Annotated in this window: 18 protein-coding genes; 6 read left to right on the forward strand and 12 right to left on the reverse strand. The window is 61.6% G+C overall.

The annotated features are described in order from the left end of the window. The first annotated feature begins 31 nt into the window (after positions 1 to 31). Complete coding sequence (locus tag LOY50_RS12245; RefSeq protein ID WP_258690977.1) at positions 32 to 1,558, forward strand: FAD-dependent monooxygenase; 1,527 nt, start codon at positions 32 to 34, stop codon at positions 1,556 to 1,558. Positions 1,559 to 1,583: 25 nt separating this feature from the next. Here LOY50_RS12245 and yghU read toward each other — a convergent pair whose 3' ends face one another. From yghU to LOY50_RS12270, 5 genes are all read right to left on the reverse strand, one after another. After that, a complete protein-coding gene (gene yghU / locus LOY50_RS12250) occupies positions 1,584 to 2,423 on the reverse strand; it encodes a glutathione-dependent disulfide-bond oxidoreductase (RefSeq protein WP_258690978.1) in 840 nt (279 codons plus the stop codon). A gap of 44 nt (positions 2,424 to 2,467) precedes the next feature. Next, a complete protein-coding gene (locus LOY50_RS12255; RefSeq protein WP_214511840.1) occupies positions 2,468 to 3,202 on the reverse strand; it encodes an ABC transporter substrate-binding protein in 735 nt (244 codons plus the stop codon). Between the two features lie 26 nt (positions 3,203 to 3,228). Further along, a complete protein-coding gene (locus LOY50_RS12260; protein ID WP_258690979.1) occupies positions 3,229 to 4,572 on the reverse strand; it encodes a diguanylate cyclase in 1,344 nt (447 codons plus the stop codon). Between the two features lies 1 nt (position 4,573). Next, positions 4,574 to 5,332 (reverse strand): ABC transporter substrate-binding protein, encoded by a 759-nt coding sequence (locus LOY50_RS12265; RefSeq protein WP_258690980.1) that lies wholly within the window; start codon positions 5,330 to 5,332, stop codon positions 4,574 to 4,576. 123 nt (positions 5,333 to 5,455) lie between these two features. After that, positions 5,456 to 6,451: an aldo/keto reductase gene (locus LOY50_RS12270; protein WP_258690981.1), complete on the reverse strand. Its 996-nt coding sequence runs from the start codon at positions 6,449 to 6,451 to the stop codon at positions 5,456 to 5,458. Between the two features lie 113 nt (positions 6,452 to 6,564). On the opposite strand from LOY50_RS12270, the gene LOY50_RS12275 reads away from it, so the two are divergent. Further along, entirely contained in the window at positions 6,565 to 7,488 is a 924-nt protein-coding gene (locus tag LOY50_RS12275) for a LysR family transcriptional regulator (RefSeq protein ID WP_258690982.1), read from the forward strand. A gap of 681 nt (positions 7,489 to 8,169) precedes the next feature. Here LOY50_RS12275 and LOY50_RS12280 read toward each other — a convergent pair. The 7 genes from LOY50_RS12280 to ppk2 all read right to left on the reverse strand — a co-directional run bounded on the left by LOY50_RS12280 (position 8,170) and on the right by ppk2 (position 14,838). Further along, on the reverse strand, positions 8,170 to 8,355 hold the full coding sequence (locus tag LOY50_RS12280) for a nucleoid-structuring protein H-NS (RefSeq protein ID WP_258691301.1): 186 nt from the start codon (positions 8,353 to 8,355) through the stop codon (positions 8,170 to 8,172). A gap of 239 nt (positions 8,356 to 8,594) precedes the next feature. After that, positions 8,595 to 9,362 (reverse strand): phosphonate ABC transporter, permease protein PhnE, encoded by a 768-nt coding sequence (gene phnE / locus LOY50_RS12285; protein ID WP_258690983.1) that lies wholly within the window; start codon positions 9,360 to 9,362, stop codon positions 8,595 to 8,597. Then, a complete protein-coding gene (phnE, locus tag LOY50_RS12290; RefSeq protein ID WP_258690984.1) occupies positions 9,359 to 10,186 on the reverse strand; it encodes a phosphonate ABC transporter, permease protein PhnE in 828 nt (275 codons plus the stop codon). The genes phnE (LOY50_RS12285) and phnE (LOY50_RS12290) overlap by 4 nt, the downstream gene beginning before the upstream one ends. Then, on the reverse strand, positions 10,180 to 10,977 hold the full coding sequence (locus LOY50_RS12295) for a phosphonate ABC transporter ATP-binding protein (protein ID WP_258690985.1): 798 nt from the start codon (positions 10,975 to 10,977) through the stop codon (positions 10,180 to 10,182). Before LOY50_RS12295 ends, phnE (LOY50_RS12290) begins: the two co-directional genes overlap by 7 nt. Further along, on the reverse strand, positions 10,974 to 11,825 hold the full coding sequence (locus LOY50_RS12300) for a putative selenate ABC transporter substrate-binding protein (RefSeq protein ID WP_253473927.1): 852 nt from the start codon (positions 11,823 to 11,825) through the stop codon (positions 10,974 to 10,976). Before LOY50_RS12300 ends, LOY50_RS12295 begins: the two co-directional genes overlap by 4 nt. 407 nt (positions 11,826 to 12,232) lie before the next feature. After that, positions 12,233 to 13,852 (reverse strand): inorganic phosphate transporter, encoded by a 1,620-nt coding sequence (locus LOY50_RS12305; protein WP_258690986.1) that lies wholly within the window; start codon positions 13,850 to 13,852, stop codon positions 12,233 to 12,235. A 68-nt stretch (positions 13,853 to 13,920) separates the two neighbouring features. Beyond that, entirely contained in the window at positions 13,921 to 14,838 is a 918-nt protein-coding gene (gene ppk2 / locus LOY50_RS12310; protein ID WP_214511831.1) for a polyphosphate kinase 2, read from the reverse strand. A gap of 210 nt (positions 14,839 to 15,048) precedes the next feature. Between ppk2 and LOY50_RS12315 the strand changes: the two genes are divergently transcribed. From LOY50_RS12315 to LOY50_RS12330, 4 genes are all read left to right on the forward strand, one after another. Further along, positions 15,049 to 15,984 (forward strand): Ppx/GppA family phosphatase, encoded by a 936-nt coding sequence (locus tag LOY50_RS12315; protein WP_258690987.1) that lies wholly within the window; start codon positions 15,049 to 15,051, stop codon positions 15,982 to 15,984. Between the two features lie 254 nt (positions 15,985 to 16,238). Continuing rightward, positions 16,239 to 17,336 carry a carboxynorspermidine decarboxylase gene (locus tag LOY50_RS12320; protein ID WP_058545429.1) on the forward strand — a complete coding sequence of 366 codons (1,098 nt, stop codon included), beginning with the start codon at positions 16,239 to 16,241 and terminating at the stop codon, positions 17,334 to 17,336. Positions 17,337 to 17,361: 25 nt separating this feature from the next. Next, the gene (locus LOY50_RS12325; RefSeq protein WP_018603827.1) at positions 17,362 to 18,606 is read left to right on the forward strand and encodes a saccharopine dehydrogenase family protein; all 1,245 of its coding nucleotides are present in this window, start codon (positions 17,362 to 17,364) and stop codon (positions 18,604 to 18,606) included. Between the two features lie 708 nt (positions 18,607 to 19,314). Further along, positions 19,315 to 19,815, forward strand: coding sequence for a GNAT family N-acetyltransferase (locus LOY50_RS12330; RefSeq protein WP_258690988.1), 501 nt, complete (start codon positions 19,315 to 19,317; stop codon positions 19,813 to 19,815). Positions 19,816 to 19,833: the final 18 nt, after the last annotated feature.

Here is a 19,833-nt window from a genome sequence, read left to right on the forward strand (position 1 = left end):
CCAGAGTCATCACTCCTCCAGAGGCACGATCATGGCGCAAACGGACATTCTCATTGTGGGGGCCGGCCCTACTGGATTGGTCCTGGCTTTGTGGCTCACCCGGCAGGGGCTTGCTGTCAGGATTGTCGACAAGAGCAGCGGGCCGGGGGAAACCTCGCGTGCCATGGCCGTCCAGGCCCGCACACTTGAGCTGTATCGCCAGCTTGGCATGGCCGGCGCGGTCATCGACGCCGGGTACAAGACCCCGGCCATGAACATGTGGGCCCGGGGGAAACGCAAGGCGCGGATTCCCCTGGTGGACGCTGGCGGGGATGTATCGCCTTATCCTTTTGTCCTCATATACCCCCAGGATCGTCATGAGCGGCTGTTGGTCGAGCAGCTTCAGTCCCTGGGCGTCGAAGTCGAGCGGCAGACCGAACTGCTGTCCTTCGAGGACTGTGGCGACCACGTTACCGCGCGCTTGAAACACGCCGATGGTCGCGAAGACACGCTGACGACCGCTTACCTCGCAGGATGCGATGGCGCGCGGTCGCTCGTGCGTCATCAGGTGGGGAGCGGCTTCGAGGGCGGCACCTACAAGCAGCTGTTCTACGTGGCGGATGTGTCTGCCAGCGGTTTCGAGCCTGCGGAGGAGGCCCATATCGCCTTTGATAAATCCGAATTCGTGTTGGCGTTTTTCTATGGCGAAACTGGTCAATATCGCCTGATCGGTACGATTCGCGATGAACGCGCAGAGCATCCAGAGACGCTCACGTTCGAGGACGTTGGCCATGACGCCATCAACGGCCTGAACATCAGGATCAATGGCGTGAATTGGTTTTCCACCTACCGGGTCCATCATCGCGTCACGGATCAGTTCCGCTGGGGCAGGGCGTTTTTGCTGGGGGATGCTGCGCACGTCCACAGCCCGGCCGGTGGACAGGGCATGAACACCGGCATCCTCGACGCGATCAATCTGGCCTGGAAACTGGCGGCGGTCGTGAAGGGACAGGCACCAGACGCGTTACTCGACAGCTACCAGGTCGAACGCCAGGCGTTTGCGCAAAAGCTTGTGGAAACGACGGACCGGCTGTTCACCTTTGCAACCGCCCAAGGCAATTTTGCCGACTTCGTGCGCACGCGCATCGCACCGCTTTTTGCGAGTGTTGCCTACAAAAGCGAGAACGTGCGTGAGTACCTGTTCCGGATGGTGTCCCAAACCACCTTGAATTATCACGAGAGCCCGTTGAGTGCCGGCAAGGCGGGTGACGTGCTGGGCGGTGACCGTTTGCCCTGGGTACCGGTGCCAGGCGCTGACAACTACGAACCGCTCGCATCCATCGGCTGGCAGGTGCATGTCTACGGCGAGGCCGGGGCGGAGCTGAAAGCCTGGAGCAGCCAGCACCAGATCCCTCTGCACACGTTCACCTGGCGGGATGAGCATCATAAAGCCGGGTTGTGTCGGGACGCCGCCTATCTGCTGCGTCCCGATACCTACGTCGCCCTGGCGGATCCCCAAGCGTCTGCGGCAACGTTGAGCCGCTATTTCAGCGACCGGGGCCTGACGCTGCCGGCTTGAGCGCGTCAGGTGTGGCGATCGGCCCTCAGCCCAAATCCCCAGCCTCATGCCGCTCCGGCACTTGGCTCGCCTCATCCCCCCACGTACGGTTGACCCGCTGCCCGCGCTGGACGGCGGGGCGCTTGGCAATGTCTTCGGCCCAGCGCTGCACATGGGTGTATTCGTGGGCACTCAGGAATTCGGCGGCGCCGTACACGTTGTTGCGCACCAGTTGGCCATACCAGGGCCAGACCGCGATGTCGGCGATGGTGTAGTCATCGCCCACCAGGTATTGGCTTTCGCCGAGGCGGCGATCCAGGACGTCGAGTTGACGCTTGGCCTCCATGGTGAAGCGATTGATCGGGTATTCGAATTTTTCCGGTGCATAGGCGTAGAAATGCCCGAAGCCGCCACCCAGGTACGGGGCAGAGCCCATCTGCCAGAACAGCCAGTTCAGTGTTTCGGTGCGGCCTGCCAGGTCGGTGGGCAGGAGGGCGCCGAATTTTTCCGCCAGGTAGAGCAGGATCGAACCGGATTCGAAGACCCGGAGGGCAGGCTCCACGCTGCGGTCCAGCAGGGCCGGGATCTTGGAGTTGGGGTTGACCTCGACAAAACCGCTGGAGAACTGGTCACCTTCGCTGATGCGGATCAGCCAGGCGTCGTATTCCGCGCCCGTATGACCCAACGCCAGCAGTTCCTCCAGCAGGATGGTCACCTTCACGCCATTGGGCGTGGCCAGGGAATAGAGCTGCAACGGGTGCTTGCCAATCGGCAAGGTTTTTTCGTGAGTCGGCCCAGCGATAGGGCGGTTGATGCTGGCGAACTGGCCGCCAGACGGGGCGTCGTTTTTCCAGACCTTGGGCGGAACGTAGGACGCTTGGCTCATCGGGACATACCTCATCGTTTGCTTGTGGTGTGATCCCCCAGAGTCTACCGCTGTTCGTTCATGATCCGCGCCACTTCACCGGAAGCCTTGAGCTGCTCGAAAGCGCGCTGGGCCTTGGCGACGACTTCGTCAGGTGTGCTCAGGCTGAACGCCAGGTGGACCTTGTGGGGTTGCTCGTCGAGGGTATAGACCTCTTCCAGCGAAGTGAAATCCACTTGGGCATCCTTGCTCATCAGGCGCGCGGTGTTCTCCGGCAGCGGCAGCATTTGGATCTGGTGATTCAGCAGCTTTTGAAAGTTGTCGTGGTTGTTGGCCGAGATGACCAGCCGGGTAAACCCACGCTGTTGCAGGTAAATCTGCTTGGCGTCATTTCGCACCACGCCGATGCTGTACTGCTTGGCATCCTCAAGGTTGTTGACGGCGATGCCCTCACTGTCTCGCATCTTGTAGAGCCGGCTCGCCACCCGGTGTATTTCACCGACCCATTTGAACAATTGCTCGCGGGCCGGGGTGCGGTCCAGCGGGAAAATCAACACGTTAGGCTCGTGCAGCGCCTTTTCGTAGGCCCGGGCCCACGGGTACAGCGACAGGCTGTAGTCGGTGAGCTGGGCGTTTTTCAGCGTTTCTTCGGCGATGCGACTGCCCGGCCCGACGACCTTGTCATCACGCTGGTAGGCATAGAGGGAATCTTCGGTCACGACTTCGATCGTCTCGGCGTGGCTTTGCAGGCTGATCGAGGTGAGAAGCAGGCACGAGCAGAGTATCAGGCGATAGTGCATATACAGACCTCATGGCACGCGATGGTTTACAGGGCGACGCAATCGCGTCCCTTGTGTTTGGCCCGGTACAGCGCCTGGTCGGCGCGTTGCAGCAGTTGATCGAAATGGTCCATGGTCTCCGGGTCCAGCTCGGCGACGCCGATGCTCACGGTGACAAACGACGAGACCTTGGAACCGCTGTGGGGCAGTTCACGTTCCGCCAGGCTTGCACGGAAACGTTGGGCGGCCTCGCAGGCCTGGGCGGCATCGACGTTGGGCAGGACCACGACGAACTCTTCGCCGCCGACGCGCGCGGTCAGTTCGCCAGAGCGGCCGAACACGCTGCGCAGGGTCTCGGCGATCTCTTTCAAGCACAAGTCGCCCTGCATGTGGCCGTAGGTGTCGTTGTAGATCTTGAAGAAATCGACATCGCACATGAGCACGGCCAGCGGGGTCTTGTGGCGGATCGCCCGGCGAAACTCGATGTCCTTCAATTCGTCGAAATAGCGACGGTTGGCCAGCCCCGTCAAATCGTCGTGACGTGACAGGGCTTCGAGGGCCTGGTTGGCCGCCTTCAATTCTGCGGTGCGGGCCTCGACCAGTTCGGCCATTTGGTCGCGGCTGGCGGCAAGCACCAGCTCGTCCGAATGCTGGCGTTCCAGATGGGCGCGCAGATTGTCCTGGAGTGTATTGACCTGGTGTTCGAGCAGGCTCAGTTCGTCCTGGCGCTGCACCGCCCGTTGCAGCTTGAGGTGCCGCTTGAGGGTTTGCGGCGCCAGTTCGCCCAGGTGCCGGGCGATGTGCACCACATGCACGGTCACCAGCCGGTTGAACACGGTCATGATCAACCCGGCCAGCAGCAAGGACTGGATGAGCTGGGTGATGACGATGCTGCGTGCTTCGCCCCAGAGGCGCTCCCACAGCAGGTTATTGTCGCCTTCGATGGTCAGCTCGCCGACTTTTTCATGGGCCCCGGCATAGGGTTGTGCGATGAGTTGGCGATGCAGCACCGGCACCACGCCCGATTGACCGACGGGGTATCGATTGAGCTCGATGACTTCAGGCGCTTGCCCGGGGCGCAGGATGTTCAACACCAGGCGTCCCACGGGCGCTGCCATGGCGACGCTGGCGATTTGCTGGTCGAGGGATTCACGGTCCAGTTCCCAAATGGCATGGGCCAGGGTGTTCTGGAACACTTGGTCGATCAGGGCCAGCTCCGAATTCATCTCCGCCAGGTTGTTTTCCCAGGCCATCCAGGTGCGCCAGGTGACCATCACCAGGGTAAAGAGCAGGCAGAACAACAGCGTTGCCAGTACCAGGCGACGTCCCAGGGAGCTGAACGCCTTGGCCTGTGGTTGTAAGGAGGACGCCCTACGGAAATTGGCATCCATGTCATAACCATTTGCGCAGGATGGCATCGTAGACGCCATTGCGCCGGATGGTCTCCAGGCCCGCACGGAACTTCGCCACCGTATCGGCCGGCGTCTTGCGGCTGAATGCCATGCTCAAGCCGTCGGTGCTGCTTAGCTCGGGCAGCGCCAGCGAGCGGATCAGCAACTTGTCCGGGTCTTCGCCATTCTGGCGCGTCAGGTACAGCGCGTTGAGCTCATTGGAAATCCACAGCTCCACGTGATCGACCTTGAGCTTGCGGTAGTTGTGTTCGTACTTGGTGCTCGACTGCAGTTCTTCGCCGATGCGAAAGCCCTTCGAGACCAGGTATTGCTCACCCACGTCCTGATTGACCGTGGCGATCTGGTGCCCATGGGCATCGGCCAGCGAGTTGAGTTTCACCGGCCGGTCCGCCAGCGAGTAGATGTACCACTGCGTCGGGCCGATGCTGCCGACCCACTGGAAAAGCGGTTCGCGTGCAGGCGTGCGGACGATCGAGTAGATCAACACGTTGCTTTCATTGAGCGCCAGTTCGTAGGCCCGGGCCCACGGCATGGAATGGATAGGCGCGTCCATGCCGACCTCCTTGAGCACGGCCTGGACCACCTCGGTGCTCATGCCGGTCATTCGGCCGTTCTGCGTCATGTTGTAGGGCGGTAGCTCCTCCGTCACGATGCGCAGCGGCGCCTCTGCCGCACAAGCGCTTGCAGCGAGGAACATCAGGACGCCCCACATCAGCAGGCGATTCAGCGGCCAATCCATTGATCATTACCCTATGCAACTGGCAGAACCCGGAGGTCTGGGAGCTATTATTGTATAGGGTTATCGGCTGGGCTGGGGCCTGCTTGAATCCGGCCTGTCGAAACTGCCAGCCCAGCCGAAGGATCAACCGTTCAACAACGTCATCGTGTGCGCCTGGTATCGGTCGCCCGCCACGGCACCTTCGCCTGCGAAAATCCCGTCCAGCTGGGCCAATTCACCAGCGCTCAACACCACTGAAGAAGCTGCCACGTTGCTTTCCAGGTACTTGCGCTGCTTGGTGCCCGGGATCGGGATGACATGGTCACCCTGGGCCAATACCCAGGCCAAGGCCAATTGCGCAGCGCTGATGCCCTTGTCCAAGGCCAATGCCTTGACCCGCTCTACCAGCACCAGGTTGCGATTGAAGTTGTCGGCCTGGAAGCGCGGGTTGAAGCGGCGATAGTCATCGGCGGCGAAGTCCTCCGGTGATTTCAGCTCGCCGGTCAAAAAGCCCCGGCCCAAGGGACTGTAGGCGACGAATGCAATGCCCAGTCGCTGGCAAGTCGCGAGCACGCCATTGTGTTCAGGCTCACGGGACCACAGCGAGTATTCGCTTTGCACCGCTGCCAGGGGATGCACGGCGTGGGCTCGCTGGATGGTCTCGGCGCTGGCTTCCGAGATCCCGATGTGGCGGACCTTGCCGGCCTTGACCAGCTCGGCCATGGCGCCGATGGTTTCTTCGACGGGCACTTCAGGATCGATGCGGTGCTGGTAGTAGAGGTCGAGGTAATCGGTATCGAGACGCTTGAGGCTGCCGTCGACAGATTGCCGGACGTAGTCGGGGCGACCATTGACGCCGCGGGCATGGGGATCGCTGCTGCGCACCAGGCCGAACTTGCTCGCCAGGTACAGGTTTTCACGCTTGCCACGCAGGGCCCGTCCGAGCAGTTCTTCGTTGGTATGCGGTCCGTACATGTCGGCGGTGTCGAACAGCGTCACGCCCAGTTCCACGGCGCGGTGGAGCGTGGCAATCGCTTCGCGCTCGTTCACACCCGTGGTGTAGAAATCCGACATGCCCATGCAGCCCAGGCCGATGGAGGAAACGTGAGGGCCGCGATGGCCGAGTTGGCGAGTCTTCATGCTGATAGCTCCTGGAAATGAACGACCTGTGCAGTCTCTATCAAGCGGTTTCCTGGATAAATCCATGATTATTGGTTTAACTATTCGTGATATCTAAATAGTGAGGCGCGAGATTGGACCGATTACAGGCCATGCAGGTGTTCCGGCGCATCGTTGAACTGGGCGGTTTTGGCAAGGCGGCCGATGACCTTGGGCTGCCCCGGGCCACTGTCAGCCTGCTGATCCAGCAGTTGGAAGCCCATCTGGGCGTGCAACTGTTGCAACGCACCACCCGACAGGTGCGCGCAACGCTGGATGGGCAAGCGTATTACCAGCGCAGCGGCCAGTTGCTGGACGACCTTGATGACCTGGAAAGTTCGTTATCGGCGCAACGCAGCCAGCCGCGCGGCACCTTGAAAGTGGACATGCCCATCGCCTTTGGTTGCACCTGGATCGTGCCGCGCCTGCCGGATTTCTATCGCCGCTACCCGGCGTTGCAACTGGACATCGGTTTTCATGACCGCCAGGTCCATCTGCAGCGCGAGGGCGTGGATTGTGCAATCCGCGCCGGCAATGTCGTCGACCAGGCGCTGGTGGCGCGGCCCATTGTGCGCCTGCATCAACTGACGTGCGCCAGCCCTGGCTATCTGGCCCGCGCCGGTACGCCCGGGCGGTTGGAGGGTTTGACGGCGCACCGGGCCATCGGGTTTGCGTCCGGCAATGGGCGGTTCTTCCCGTTCGAATTCGAGGTGGCGGGGCGGGTGCGTGAAATGCAATTGCCCAGTGACTTGAACGTCAACAATGCCGACGCCTATGTGACGGCCTGTGAAGCGGGATTCGGCTTGATCCAGGTGCCGCGCTATCACGTGCAACGGCAATTGGCCGAAGGCCGGTTGGTTCAGGTACTTGAGGATTACAACGTACCAACGTGGCCGATCTCAGCGGTGTACCCGCCCCATCGACAGTTGTCGCCCAGGGTGCGGGTGTTTATCGACTGGGTGATCGAGCTGTTGCAGGGAGAGGCGGATGCCCAGCAGACGCTGATGGATAGGGTGTAGATGGTGCTTGTTTCAGGAATGGAAAGCGCCGTTTTTTGAGCCGGTATCTACTTGCTTTGGTGTGTATATCCGTTTCTTCGGTAACGGCCACTGACGGTTCCGCTCTTACAGCGGCTCACTTTTGAGACGCCCGGAAGCTGGCCCAGTCAAAAGTAAGCAAAACGCTTCTGCCCCACCACTCGGTGCCTCGCTTAGGCTCGGCATGCCCTCACTCCGGCATTGCTCCGTGGGCCCACTGCGCAATGCCTGCGTTCGGCCATCGTGGTTAACGGGGCGCCCGAGATCCACGTCCACGCCGAGGCGGCCTAGTAGCCGACCTGGCTCTCCCGGTCGTACACCCATCAGATCTGTGGGAGCAAAGCTTGCTCGCGAGGCGGCCTGATAGCCGGCCTGGTTCTCCCGGTCGTACTCCAATCCAATTAATGTGGGAGCGAGCCTGCTCGCGAAGGTGCCACAATCAGCATTGATGCAAGCAGATCCACCGCCATCGCGAGCAAGCTCGGCTCCCACAGGGATCGGCGGTGGACACTGATCTTATAAACGACCAAGAACCTGTGTGGGAGCGAGCTTGCTCGCGATGGCGGTGGTTCAGTCACATGGATGTTGGGTTTACTGGCCCAATCGCGAGCAGGCTCGCTCCCACAGGAAAAACGCGGTCCCCATCAAGAACCAGGTCGGCTATCAGGCCGCCTCGTGGCGGACGTTGATCTCGGGCGCCCCGTTAACCACGATGGCCGAACGCAGGCATTGCGCAGTGGGCATCCCGGCATGGATGCCGGGATAGCCGCGCTGGGCCATGGATGGCCCTTCGCGGCGGGCCCACGGAGTAATGCCGGAGTGAGGGCATGCCGAGCCTAGGCGAGGCACCGAGTGGTGGGGCAGGAGCGTTTTGCTTACTTTTGACTGGGCCGGCTTCCGGGCTTCTCAAAAGTGAGCCGCTGTAAGAGCGGAACCATAAGTAGCCGTTACAAAGAAAACGGATATACACACCAAAAAACTATGCCTCTCGGAACGGAAGACCAGAATCTCGGGAAGGCTTAAGTGAACAGCATTACGCTCCCACAGGTTGCGTGGTTTCATCGAACGTGTTGGTTTTGCCAAAGACCTCAAGCCTTGACCCAGCGCTGGCGACTCCAGCTGCTCAACGTATCGACCGCGAAAACCAGTAGCAACATCGCCAGGATCACCGTGCTGCCTTGGGCTTCCTGGAACAGGCTGAGGCTGACGTAGAGCATTTGCCCCAGGCCCCCGGCGCCGACGAAGCCGAGCACGCTGGCCATGCGGATATTGTTTTCCCAGCGGTACAGGACATACGCCAGTAGCTGGGGCAGGAGGTTGGGCAGCGTGCCGTAGCAGAACGCCAATACCGCATTGCCACCTTGCAGGCGGATGGCGTCGGCCGGTTCGGACGGGGTATTTTCCAGGGCTTCGGCGAACAGCCGGCCGAGCACGCCCGTGGTGTGCAGGGCCAAGGCCAGGGTGCCGGCATTGGGGCCGAGCCCGGCGGCCAGGACCATCAGCGCCGCCCACACCAGTTCTGGAACCGCGCGCAAGGCATTGAGTACCAGCCGCGAAGCGCTCTGCAGGGGCCAGCCGAAGCGCCCGGCCGCAGGCAAGGCCAACAGCAGGCCGAAGACCGCTGCGAGCAGGGTGCCAAGGGCCGACATGGCGAGGGTTTCCAGGGCGCCGTGGCCGATCGCCTTCAGGTGGCCCAGGCTCAGGTCCGGGCTGAGAAAGCGCTGCGCATAAGCGCCCATCCGGTGCAGGTTGCCGCTGTCACCGAGCTCGCCCAGGTCGATGCCCAGGTAGACGAACGAGGCGACGACTGCCGCACCGATGCCCAGGACAATGACCGCGTTGATCAGGCGATTCATGCCAGCCTCCAGCGCAGCAGGCGGCTGAGTTGATCGGCGAGCAGCACCAGCATCAGGAACGTCAGCAGCAGGCTGGCCACTTCACCGCCGGCGAACATTCGCAGCGACAGGTCCATTTGTTGGCCGAGGCCTCCGGCACCGACGAAGCCCATCACCACCGAGGCGCGGATGGCGCACTCCCAGCGATAAACCGTGTATGACAACAGTTCCGCCGCGACATTGGGCAGGATCCCGTAGCAGAAAGCGGCGAGCCGGCTGCTGCCCGATTGCAGGAGCGCATGGGCCGGACGCTGGTCGACCGACTCGTAGATTTCCGCGTAGACCTTGCCCAGCATGCCGCTGTAGGTAATGGCGATCGCCAGTACGCCGGCCGTGGGGCCGAGGCCGACGGCACGGACGAAGAGCAAGGCCCAGACGATTTCCGGGACGCTGCGCAGGAAGATCAGCAGGCCGCGCACCGGCCAGCGCAGCAGTTGACCCCAATAGCCCGGGTGCCCGGCACGGGAGGCCGCCGACAGCGACAGGGCGCGGCTGGCCAGCAGGCTCGCGGGCACCGCCAACAGCAACGCCAGGGCCATGCCGGCCGTGGCGATCGCCAGCGTCTGCAAGGTGGCTTGCCACAGCAGTTCGACAAATTCGTCGCCATGGGCTGGAGGCCAGAAGGCCGCTACAAACCGGCCCATTTCGCTCTGGCTGTCGCTCGCCACCAGCACGCGAAGGTCCAGTTCGCTGAACTGGATGCCCGGCCACAGCAGGACGAGGGCCAGCAGAGTGAGCAGCAGGCGCGGGCGGGTAGCGGGGTCTCGGGTATCGCGTGTCAGCATCGGGGGATCTGCACGCTCAAGGAAGAGGACGGTGTTGGCGAAGACTGTAGCTGTTCGTTGGCGTAGAGCGTGTCGAGCAACTGACGGTCCACCGCTTCGGTTGGCAGGTCGAACAGGATCTGTCCATCGCGCAGGCCAATGACTCGGGAAAAGTGTGCCAAGGCCAGCTCCACCGCGTGCAGGCTGGCGACCAGGGTCACGTCGTGCTCGCGGGCATGGCGGCACAGCACCGAAAGCGTGTGCTGGGCCAATACAGGGTCCATGGCCGAAACCGGCTCGTCGGCCAGCAGCACCTCTGGCGCCTGGTACAACACCCGGGCAATGCCTACGCGTTGCAGCTGTCCGCCTGACAGCTGCTGGCATTGCGCGAACAGTTTGTCGCCCAGGTCCAGCCGGGCCAACGCCGCCCTGGCGCCTGGAATATCCAGGGGATGCAGCAGGTTCAACAGGCTTTTGCCGATACCCCACTGACCGAGCTTTCCCGCCAGGACCGCCGTGACCACGCGTTGACGTGGCGGCAGCGGCGGCGATTGGTGGATCAGGCCGATGCGCGCACGCAGGCGCTGACGCTGGCGGGCAGACAGCTGCCAGGCGCGCTCACCGAGCAACTGCAGCTCGCCGCTACCCGGGCGCAGGGCGGTGGCCAGCAGGTTGAGCAGGCTCGACTTGCCCGCGCCCGATGGGCCGATGATGGCGACCTGCTCACCTGTGCCGATGTGCAGGTCGATGCCCCGCAGCGCCTGGACGCCGTTGGCATGGGTAACGCTGACCTGGGTCAGTTGCAGGGTCATTTGAGCAGTTCGGCGGCGCGTGCGGCTTCCTCGATGCCCTTGTAGTTCTCAGGCTTGGTTTCGATGAAGCGGCTGGCGGCCTGCAGATCGAGGATTTCCTTGTCCTTCGGGTTGGCCGGATCGAGTGCCAGGAAGGCTGCCTTTATCTTGGCCGCCAACGCTGGGTCGAGGGTACCGCGCACCGTCCAGTTGTAGTCGAAGTAGGCTGGGGTGGTGGCGAAGACCTTGACCTTGGTCGTGTCGACCTTGCCGGCAGCGACCAGTTTTTCCCAGACACTGGCATTCAGCACGCCAGCGTCGACCTTGCCGGCCTGGACCCAGGCGACGGTGGCATCATGGGCGCCCGAGTAGCCCACGCGACTGAAGTAGCTTTCAGGCTTGATGCCGTCCTTGAGCATGAAATAGCGCGGCATGAGGCTACCGGACGTCGACGATACCGAACCGAAGGCAAAGGTCTTGCCCTTGAGGTCGGCGAGGGATTTGACGGCCGGGTCGGCGGTGATGAATTTACTGGTGAACTGGGCGTCCTGTTCGCGCTGGACCAGGGGGATGGCGTTACCGGTTTTCAGGCGTGCCTGCACGAAGGTGAAGCCGCCCAGCCAGGCCATGTCGATCCGGTCGGTGGCCAGCGCTTCGACCACGGCGGGGTAGTCGCTGACGGGTACGAACTCGACTTTCATGCCGGTTTGCTGTTCCAGATAGGCACCCAGCGGCTTGAACTTGCGCAGCAGCTCGGTCGGGGCCTCATCGGGAATCGCACTGACTTTCAAGGTGTCGGCGGCCTGGGCCAGCAGGCTGCTAAGAGACAGGGCAACGCCGACGGCCAATGCCAGGGAACGCTTGAGCATGGAGGATCTCCGATACATGAAGGCAAGGAATGGTGAAGCATCACGCCCACGTGGATGGCGGTACGCCGCTCTGTGAGGGTAGACGAAGGAGAGGGATGTTAACCGTTTCTGGCCTTGAACTCACTCATTCACCCGTGGCGAGGGAGCTTGCTCCCGCTGGCCTCTGTAGGAGCTGCCGAAGGCTGCGATCTTTGATCTTTCGCTTGATACTCAACCGGCTTTGAAAAGATCGCAGCCTCGCTTCGCTCGGCAGCTCCTACAGCGCAGCCGAGCGGGAGCAAGCTCCCTCGCCACAGGTTCTGGGTTGTCTGGGTTGACGCTATCGCGAGCAAGCTCGCTCCCACAGGGGGGTTGAGGCGGGCGGGAGAACCGGGGCCTCGTCGGGTGAGGCCTCGGCGAATGAGAGGTCAGAACAGCTTGGTGAACAACCAGTAGAGGCTGCCGGAAAGGAGGATGGCAGCAGGCAGCGTCAGTACCCAGGCCATCACCAGGTTACGGATGGTGCGCATCTGCAAGCCAGAGCCGTTGGCGACCATGGTGCCGGCCACGCCGGAGGACAACACATGGGTCGTGGACACTGGCAAGCCGAACATATCGGCGGCGCCGATGGTCAGCATGGCGACGGTTTCGGCCGAGGCACCTTGGGCATAGGTCAGGTGGGTCTTGCCGATTTTCTCACCCACCGTCACCACGATGCGCTTCCAGCCGACCATGGTGCCCAGGCCGAGGGCGATGGCCACGGCGATTTTCACCCACAGCGGAATGAACCGCGTGGAGTTGTCGATCTGCTGCTTGAACAGCTGCAGCTTGGCGGTGGTGTCGGCGTCGAAGTTGCCGACTTTGTTCTTGTCCATCAGGCGAATGGTTTCGCTGGTCAGGTACATATCGTTACGCACGTTGCCCACGGCTTCTGCGGGTACCCGGGCCAGCGAACCGTAGCCCTTGACCTCGGTACCGATGCTGCCCGCCAAGGCGGCAAGGGCCGGCACCAATTGTGGCGTCGCTTCCTTGCTGCCTACATAGGCAGAAAGGATCGCTCGCGGATTTGCCGGGGCCGGTAACGGTGAGCCTTTGACCAAGGCTTGTTGAGTGACTTCGGCCACGGCGGCGAATTGCAGTGCCTGGTCGGCCGGCATGGTGCGGTTCAGCGCATACGCCATCGGCAGGGTGCCGACCAGAATCAGCATGATCAGGCCCATGCCTTTCTGGCCGTCGTTGGAGCCGTGGGCGAATGACACGCCGGTGCAGGTCAGGATCAGCATGCCGCGAATCCACCAGGGCGGCGGCGTATTGCCTTCCGGGGCCTTGTACAACGAGCGGTTCTTGACGAAGGCCCGCAGCGCCAGCAGCAGCAACGCAGCGCAACCGAAGCCCACCAGCGGTGACAACAGCAACGCATAGCCGATCTTGGTCGCCTGGGCCCAGTCCACACCGCTGGTGCCGTCACGCCCGTGCATCAGCGCATTGGCGACACCCACGCCGATGATCGAGCCGATCAGCGTGTGGGACGACGACGCCGGCAAGCCCAGCCACCAGGTGCCCAGGTTCCACAGGATGGCGGCGATCAGCAGGGCGAAGATCATCGCGAAGCCGGCAGAGGAACCGACTTGCAGGATCAGTTCCACCGGCAGCAGGGCGATGATGCCGAAGGCCACGGCGCCGCTGGAAAGCAGCACCCCGAGGAAGTTGAAGAAGCCCGACCATGCCACGGCGAAGTTCGGCGCCATGGAGTTGGTATAAATGACGGTGGCCACGGCGTTGGCGGTGTCGTGGAAACCGTTGACGAATTCGAAGCCAAGGGCAATCAGCAGCGCTACGCCCAACAGCAGGAACGGCGTCCAGGTGGTCACCACGGTGCCGAGTTCGTTCATGTCGTGCATCAGGCTGTAGGCGGTAAACAGCAAACCGCTGCCCAGTACGGCGAAAAACACCACCAGGGTGATGACGCTCGGCTTGCGGTTGAGTTGCGGTCTTGAACTGGGGGCGATGGTACTCGATGAGTCCATGACCAGGGTCTGGTTTGTCATGATGAAATCCGATTCAGTGAGCGGTGGAAGGGAGAGGCTCGGTGCCGGGCGTCCCTGCCTGGCTGGCCTTAATAGACCCGGGGCACGATGAGCTCCGGTGGCGTCGGACTGCGGGAGTAGTCTTGTTGTCGCACCCGCTGCGGCAGTTCGATGGCCGGCAGTTCCACCTCTTCATAGGGCATTTGCCCAAGCAGGTGATGGATGCAGTTGAGCCGGGCTTTTTTCTTGTCGTCGGCGTGCACCACCCACCAGGGGGCCTCGCTGATGTGCGTGCGTTCGAGCATGATTTCCTTGGCCTTGGTATAGGCCTCCCAGCGCCGACGGGACTCCAGGTCCATGGGGCTGAGCTTCCATTGCTTGAGCGGGTCATGGATGCGACTGAGAAAGCGCAGGTGCTGTTCCTGGTCGGAAATGGAGAACCAGTACTTGATCAACTGGATGCCGGAGCGGGCGAGCATCCGCTCGAATTCCGGCACGGTACGGAAGAACTCTTCGTACTGGTCGGCGGTGCAGAACCCCATGACTTGTTCGACGCCGGCGCGGTTGTACCAGCTGCGGTCGAACAGCACGATTTCACCTGCCGCCGGCAGATGCGAAACGTAGCGCTGGAAATACCATTGAGTCCGTTCGCGGTCGTTGGGAGCGGGCAGGGCGGCGACGCGGCAGACCCGCGGATTGAGTCGCTGGGTGATGCGCTTGATCACGCCACCCTTGCCGGCGGCGTCGCGTCCTTCGAACAGGATCACGACCTTGTGCCCGGTCTTGACCACCCAGCTTTGCAGCTTCACCAATTCGCCTTGCAGGCGGAACAGTTCGCTGAAATACCGTCGGCGGATTTCCTTCTCGCTGCTATCCGGGGCGTGTTCATCGAACAAGGCGTTCAGGTCATACCCGTCTTCGGATAACTCCAGCTCCAGTTCTTCGTCACTGTGATCGAGCAGTTCGCGGTGGATGCGCTGTACCAAGGTGTCCTGGGTTGAAAACATGATGGAAAACTCGGTCGTGGAGGCGCCATCCACGCTAGTTGCATTTTGTTACATAGTAGTGACGGTCATCTGTGCTTCATGGGCCCGTCGTAGGCTAAAACAGGGAGTGTCATCCAGGTGTCATCGACGCCATGGCAGGATCCTCGCAAACCATCGTGGGAAGTCCGGCAGCGCTTGTGCCTGCTGGCAGATGAATCAAGGAACACCGCTATGAAAGGCGACGCCCCCCTGTTCGCGGCCATTGACCTGGGCTCTAACGCCTTCCGCTTGATGATCGGCCAGTCGGTCAAGCGCAATCGACAGTTGGTGATCCAGGAAGTGAAGACCCTGCGTGAGCCGGTCCGATTGGCCGAGGGCCTGCAGGCCGGGGCTTTGGACGAGCTGGCGCTGGATCGGGGCTGGCAGGCGCTCGCCCGATTCGGCAAGAAACTGCGTGGCTTTGAAGCTGGAAGGGTGCGGGCGGTGGCGACCAGTGCCGTGCGCGAAGCGGCGAATGCCCAACTGTTCCTGGCCAGTGCCGAGCGGCACCTGGGGTTTCGGATCGACGTGCTGTCCGGGCATGAAGAAGCCCGGCTGGTGTATGCCGGTGTTGCCCATACGGTGCCCGGTGTCGAGCACACGCGGCTGGTGGTGGACATCGGCGGCGGCTCGACCGAACTGATCCTGGGGCAGGGCGCTCAACCTCTGCTGACGGAAAGCATCGCCATCGGCAGTGGCACCTTTGGCGCGCGTTACTTTCGGGGCGGATGCATCACCGCCCAGGCGCTATTGGAGGCGGAGCGAGTGGCTGTCCTGCAGTTTGAAAAAGTCGCGGCAGGTTATCGCGCCCAGGGCTGGCAGCAGGCGATCGGTTCTTCCGGTACGGCGCGGATGTTGGCCAAAGTGCTCAAGGCCAATGGTTTCAACGATGCTGGGCAAGGCGGCATTACCTACGGTGGATTGTTGCGTCTGTCGCTGCGGTTGCTGGAAGTCGGCCATGTCGACCAGCTCAGGTTGGCCGGCTTGCAAAGCCATCGCCTGGGCATCCTGCCCGGTGGCCTGGCGATCATGCTGGCGGCATTCAAGGTCTTTGGTATCTCGCAGATGATTGCTTCCGAGCCGGGCCTGAGGTTCGGCGTTCTGCATGGCCTGATGCATCAGCACTGATCACGGACGGTTGTTGCCCATTGCCGTCCATCAGCAACGGCTCGATTTCGAGCATCGACGCCTCTTCGGCGACCCCTTCTTTATCCGATCATCCTGCATTTCATCGCCTGGGCAGTCGGTACGTCCGGTTATCGCAAAGCGTGGGCCTGGATCAGGGTGATTGCGTGAACGGGGCTTTTCGCTCTTTCGATATGCAGTGAGTGAAGGCACAATGCGCATCCTTTTTTGGCTCGCCTTGCCCGGAGGCCTCGAAAATGATCAAAACGCCGTACTACCTCATCGACAAACAAAAGCTGCTGGCGAACATGCAGAAGATCGCCTATGTGCGTGAGCAGTCCGGGGCCAAGGCCTTGCTGGCGCTCAAGTGCTTCGCCACCTGGTCGGTGTTCGACCTGATGCAGCAGTACATGGACGGCACCACGTCGTCGTCGCTCTATGAGCTCAAGCTCGGCCGGCAGAAGTTCGCTGGCGAGACCCATGCCTACAGCGTCGCCTGGGCTGACGATGAGATCGAGGAGATGCTCGCCAACTGCGACAAGATCATCTTCAACTCCATCGGCCAGTTGCAGCGCTACACCGAGGCGTCGGCCGGCAAGGTCCGCGGCCTGCGGGTCAATCCGCAAGTGAGCAGCTCCGATTACCTGCTGGCCGACCCGGCGCGACCGTTCAGCCGCCTGGGCGAATGGGATCCGGTGAAAATCGAGCAAGTCATCGAGCATATCTCCGGCTTCATGTTCCACAACAACTGCGAGAACGGCGATTTCGGTTTGTTCGACCAGATGTTGGGCACTATCGAAGAGCGCTTTGGTCACTTGCTGCATAAGGTCGAGTGGGTCAGCCTCGGTGGTGGCATTCACTTCACCGGCGAGGGCTACGCCCTGGACGCCTTCTGCGCACGGCTCAAGGCCTTCTCGCAAAAATATGGCGTGCAGGTCTACCTGGAGCCGGGCGAGGCCGCGATCACCCAGAGTGCATCGCTGGAAGTCACCGTGCTCGACACGCTCTACAACGGCAAGCACCTGGCCGTGGTGGACAGCTCCATCGAGGCGCACATGCTCGATCTGCTGATCTATCGCCTGGACGCCAAGCTGGCACCGAGCGAGGGCGAACACACCTACATGGTGTGCGGCAAATCATGCCTGGCCGGAGACATTTTCGGCGAGTACCAATTCGATCGTCCGCTGTCCATCGGCGATCGGCTGTCGTTCATCGACGCAGCGGGCTACACCATGGTCAAGAAAAACTGGTTCAACGGCCTGAAAATGCCGTCCATCGTAGTGAAGCAGCTCGACGGCAGCGTCGAGGTGGTTCGCGAGTTTGTTTACGACGACTATCTGTCCAGCCTGTCTTGAGCTGGCGGAAGGAGAAATGAAGAAATTGAAGAAGAACGTACTTATCATTGGTGCAGGAGGTGTCGCCAAGGTGGTGGCCCACAAGTGCGCGCAGCACAACGACGAACTCGGTCGTATTGCTATCGCGTCGCGCAACATCTCCAAATGCCAGGCCATCATCGACAGCGTCAAGGCCAAGGGTAGCCTCAAGCAACCCGCCGACATCAAGGCCTTTGCACTGAACGCTCTGGATGTCGAAGCGACCAAGTCGCTGATTCGCGAAACCGAGTCGCAGATCGTCATCAACGTCGGCTCTGCCTTTCTCAACATGTCGGTGCTGCGTGCCTGCATCGATACCGGCGTGGCCTACCTGGACACCGCCATCCACGAAGAGCCGGGCAAGGTCTGCGAAACGCCGCCCTGGTACGGCAACTACGAGTGGAACCACCTCCAGGAGTGCCAGGAAAAGAACATCACCGCCATTCTCGGTGTGGGCTTCGACCCGGGTGTGGTCAATGCCTATGCGGCACTGGCGCAGCAACAGCATTTCGACCGCATTGATTCGATCGATATTCTCGACGTCAATGCCGGCTCCCATGGCAAATATTTCGCCACCAATTTCGACCCGGAAATCAATTTCCGCGAATTTACCGGACAGGTGTGGAGCTGGCAGGACAGCCAGTGGACCAGCAACACCATGTTCGAGGTCAAGCGCACCGACGACCTGCCGGTCGTGGGCTCGCAGAACCTGTACCTGACCGGCCACGACGAAGTGCACTCGCTGTCGAAGAACCTCGACGTGCCCAACGTGCGTTTCTGGATGAGCTTCGGCGAGCACTACATCAACGTGTTCACCGTACTGAAGAACCTCGGCCTGCTCTCCGAGCAACCGGTCAAGACTGCCGAAGGCCTGGAAGTCGTGCCGCTGAAAGTGGTCAAGGCCGTGCTGCCTGATCCGAGTTCGCTGGCGCCGGGCTACACCGGCAAGACCTGCATCGGCGACCTGGTCAAGGGCGTCAAGGATGGCCAGCCGCGCGAGATGTTCATCTACAACGTGGCCGACCACGAGGACGCCTACGCCGAAACCGACAGCCAGGGTATTTCCTATACCGCAGGCGTGCCACCCGTGGCCGCAGCCTTGCTGGTAGCCCGTGGCGAGTGGGATGTGCAGCGCATGGTCAACGTCGAGGAGCTGCCTGCCGAGGCGTTCCTCGAGGCGCTGGATGTGATGGGCTTGCCGACGCGCATCAAGGACGAACATGGAGACCGTCCCTGGAACCAAAACGCCTGAAGGACGCCAGGCAGGTTCCGTTCCGACTCCCCGATAGGAACTGCAGAATCCCTCTGAATTCTGCAGGCGATTGAACCAGGAGACTCACCGTCGCGTGAATACCTGGCAATCCGTGGAAGTCTTGAAGAAATGCTCCGTATCGAAAGGTACGGAGCATTTTTCGTTTAGGGTCCCCATCAAATGAACCCTGTGGCGAGGGAGCTTGCTCCCGCTGGGGCGCGCAGCGGCCCTGAAGCTTGGCCCTGTGGCGTTTCAGGCAGACCGCATTGAGCTTTTTGGGGCTGCTGCGCAGCCCAGCGGGAGCAAGCTCCCTCGCCACGGAGTTGTGTTTGGCTGCGGAAGGAGTGAATCATTCAACTCCCCCGCATGAACCAAACTGTGGCGAGGGGATTTAGCGAAACGTCGCGCCGCCCCGCTGGGGCGCGCAGCGGCCCTGAAGCTTGGCCCTGTGCGTTCCAGGCAGACCGCATTGAGCTTTTTGGGGCTGCTGCGCCGCCCAGCGGGGATGAATCCCCTCGCCACAAAAACCTTTCGGATTTCCCCATCTATCTGTTCTCTCGGACGCATCTGTGTCGCTTTTTGTGGCGAGGGAGCTTGCTCCCGCTGGGCTGCGCAGCGGCCCCAACACAAGACCGCTCAAGCAGAAATCCTCGCCATGAACCATCACTCGACCTTACGATTGCGCTTCAGCCCCGGGAGAAGCAATCAGTGACACCATTCAGGATTCGCGAGCTGGAGAATACCGACGTCGAAGCGTTGCTGGCCTTCGAGATCCAAAACCGTGAATGGTTCGAGTCGCATATCGACGCCCGCGCCCCAGCCTTTTATTCACGGACGGGCGTCACCGATCACATTGAAAGCTATCTGGCCGATTTTGCCGAGGGCGCCTGGCACCCGTTTGTGATCGAAGATTCCAGCGGGAGAATCATCGGGCGAGCGAACCTGAAAAGCATCCACTCACCACTCGGTTGCGCCGAGGTGGGCTATCGCATTGATCAACGTGTTTGTGGGCAGGGGCTGGCAACGCAGGCCCTGAAACACCTGATCGAAGTGGCACGGATGCGTTGGGAGCTTACGCAACTGGTGGCTTATGTCTATGAGAGCAACGTCGGCTCAAGGAAGGTCCTTGAACGGTGCGGGTTTGTGCCTGACGCGCTGTGGGGTAGCGAGGAAATCGAAGGTGGAGGCCGCTTTGTGCTGTCGATCTAGAAATTTGATTCACGCAGG

Origin of the sequence: Pseudomonas sp. B21-010 (assembly GCF_024749325.1) — a bacterium.
Taxonomy (GTDB): Bacteria; Pseudomonadota; Gammaproteobacteria; order Pseudomonadales; family Pseudomonadaceae; genus Aquipseudomonas; species Aquipseudomonas kilonensis.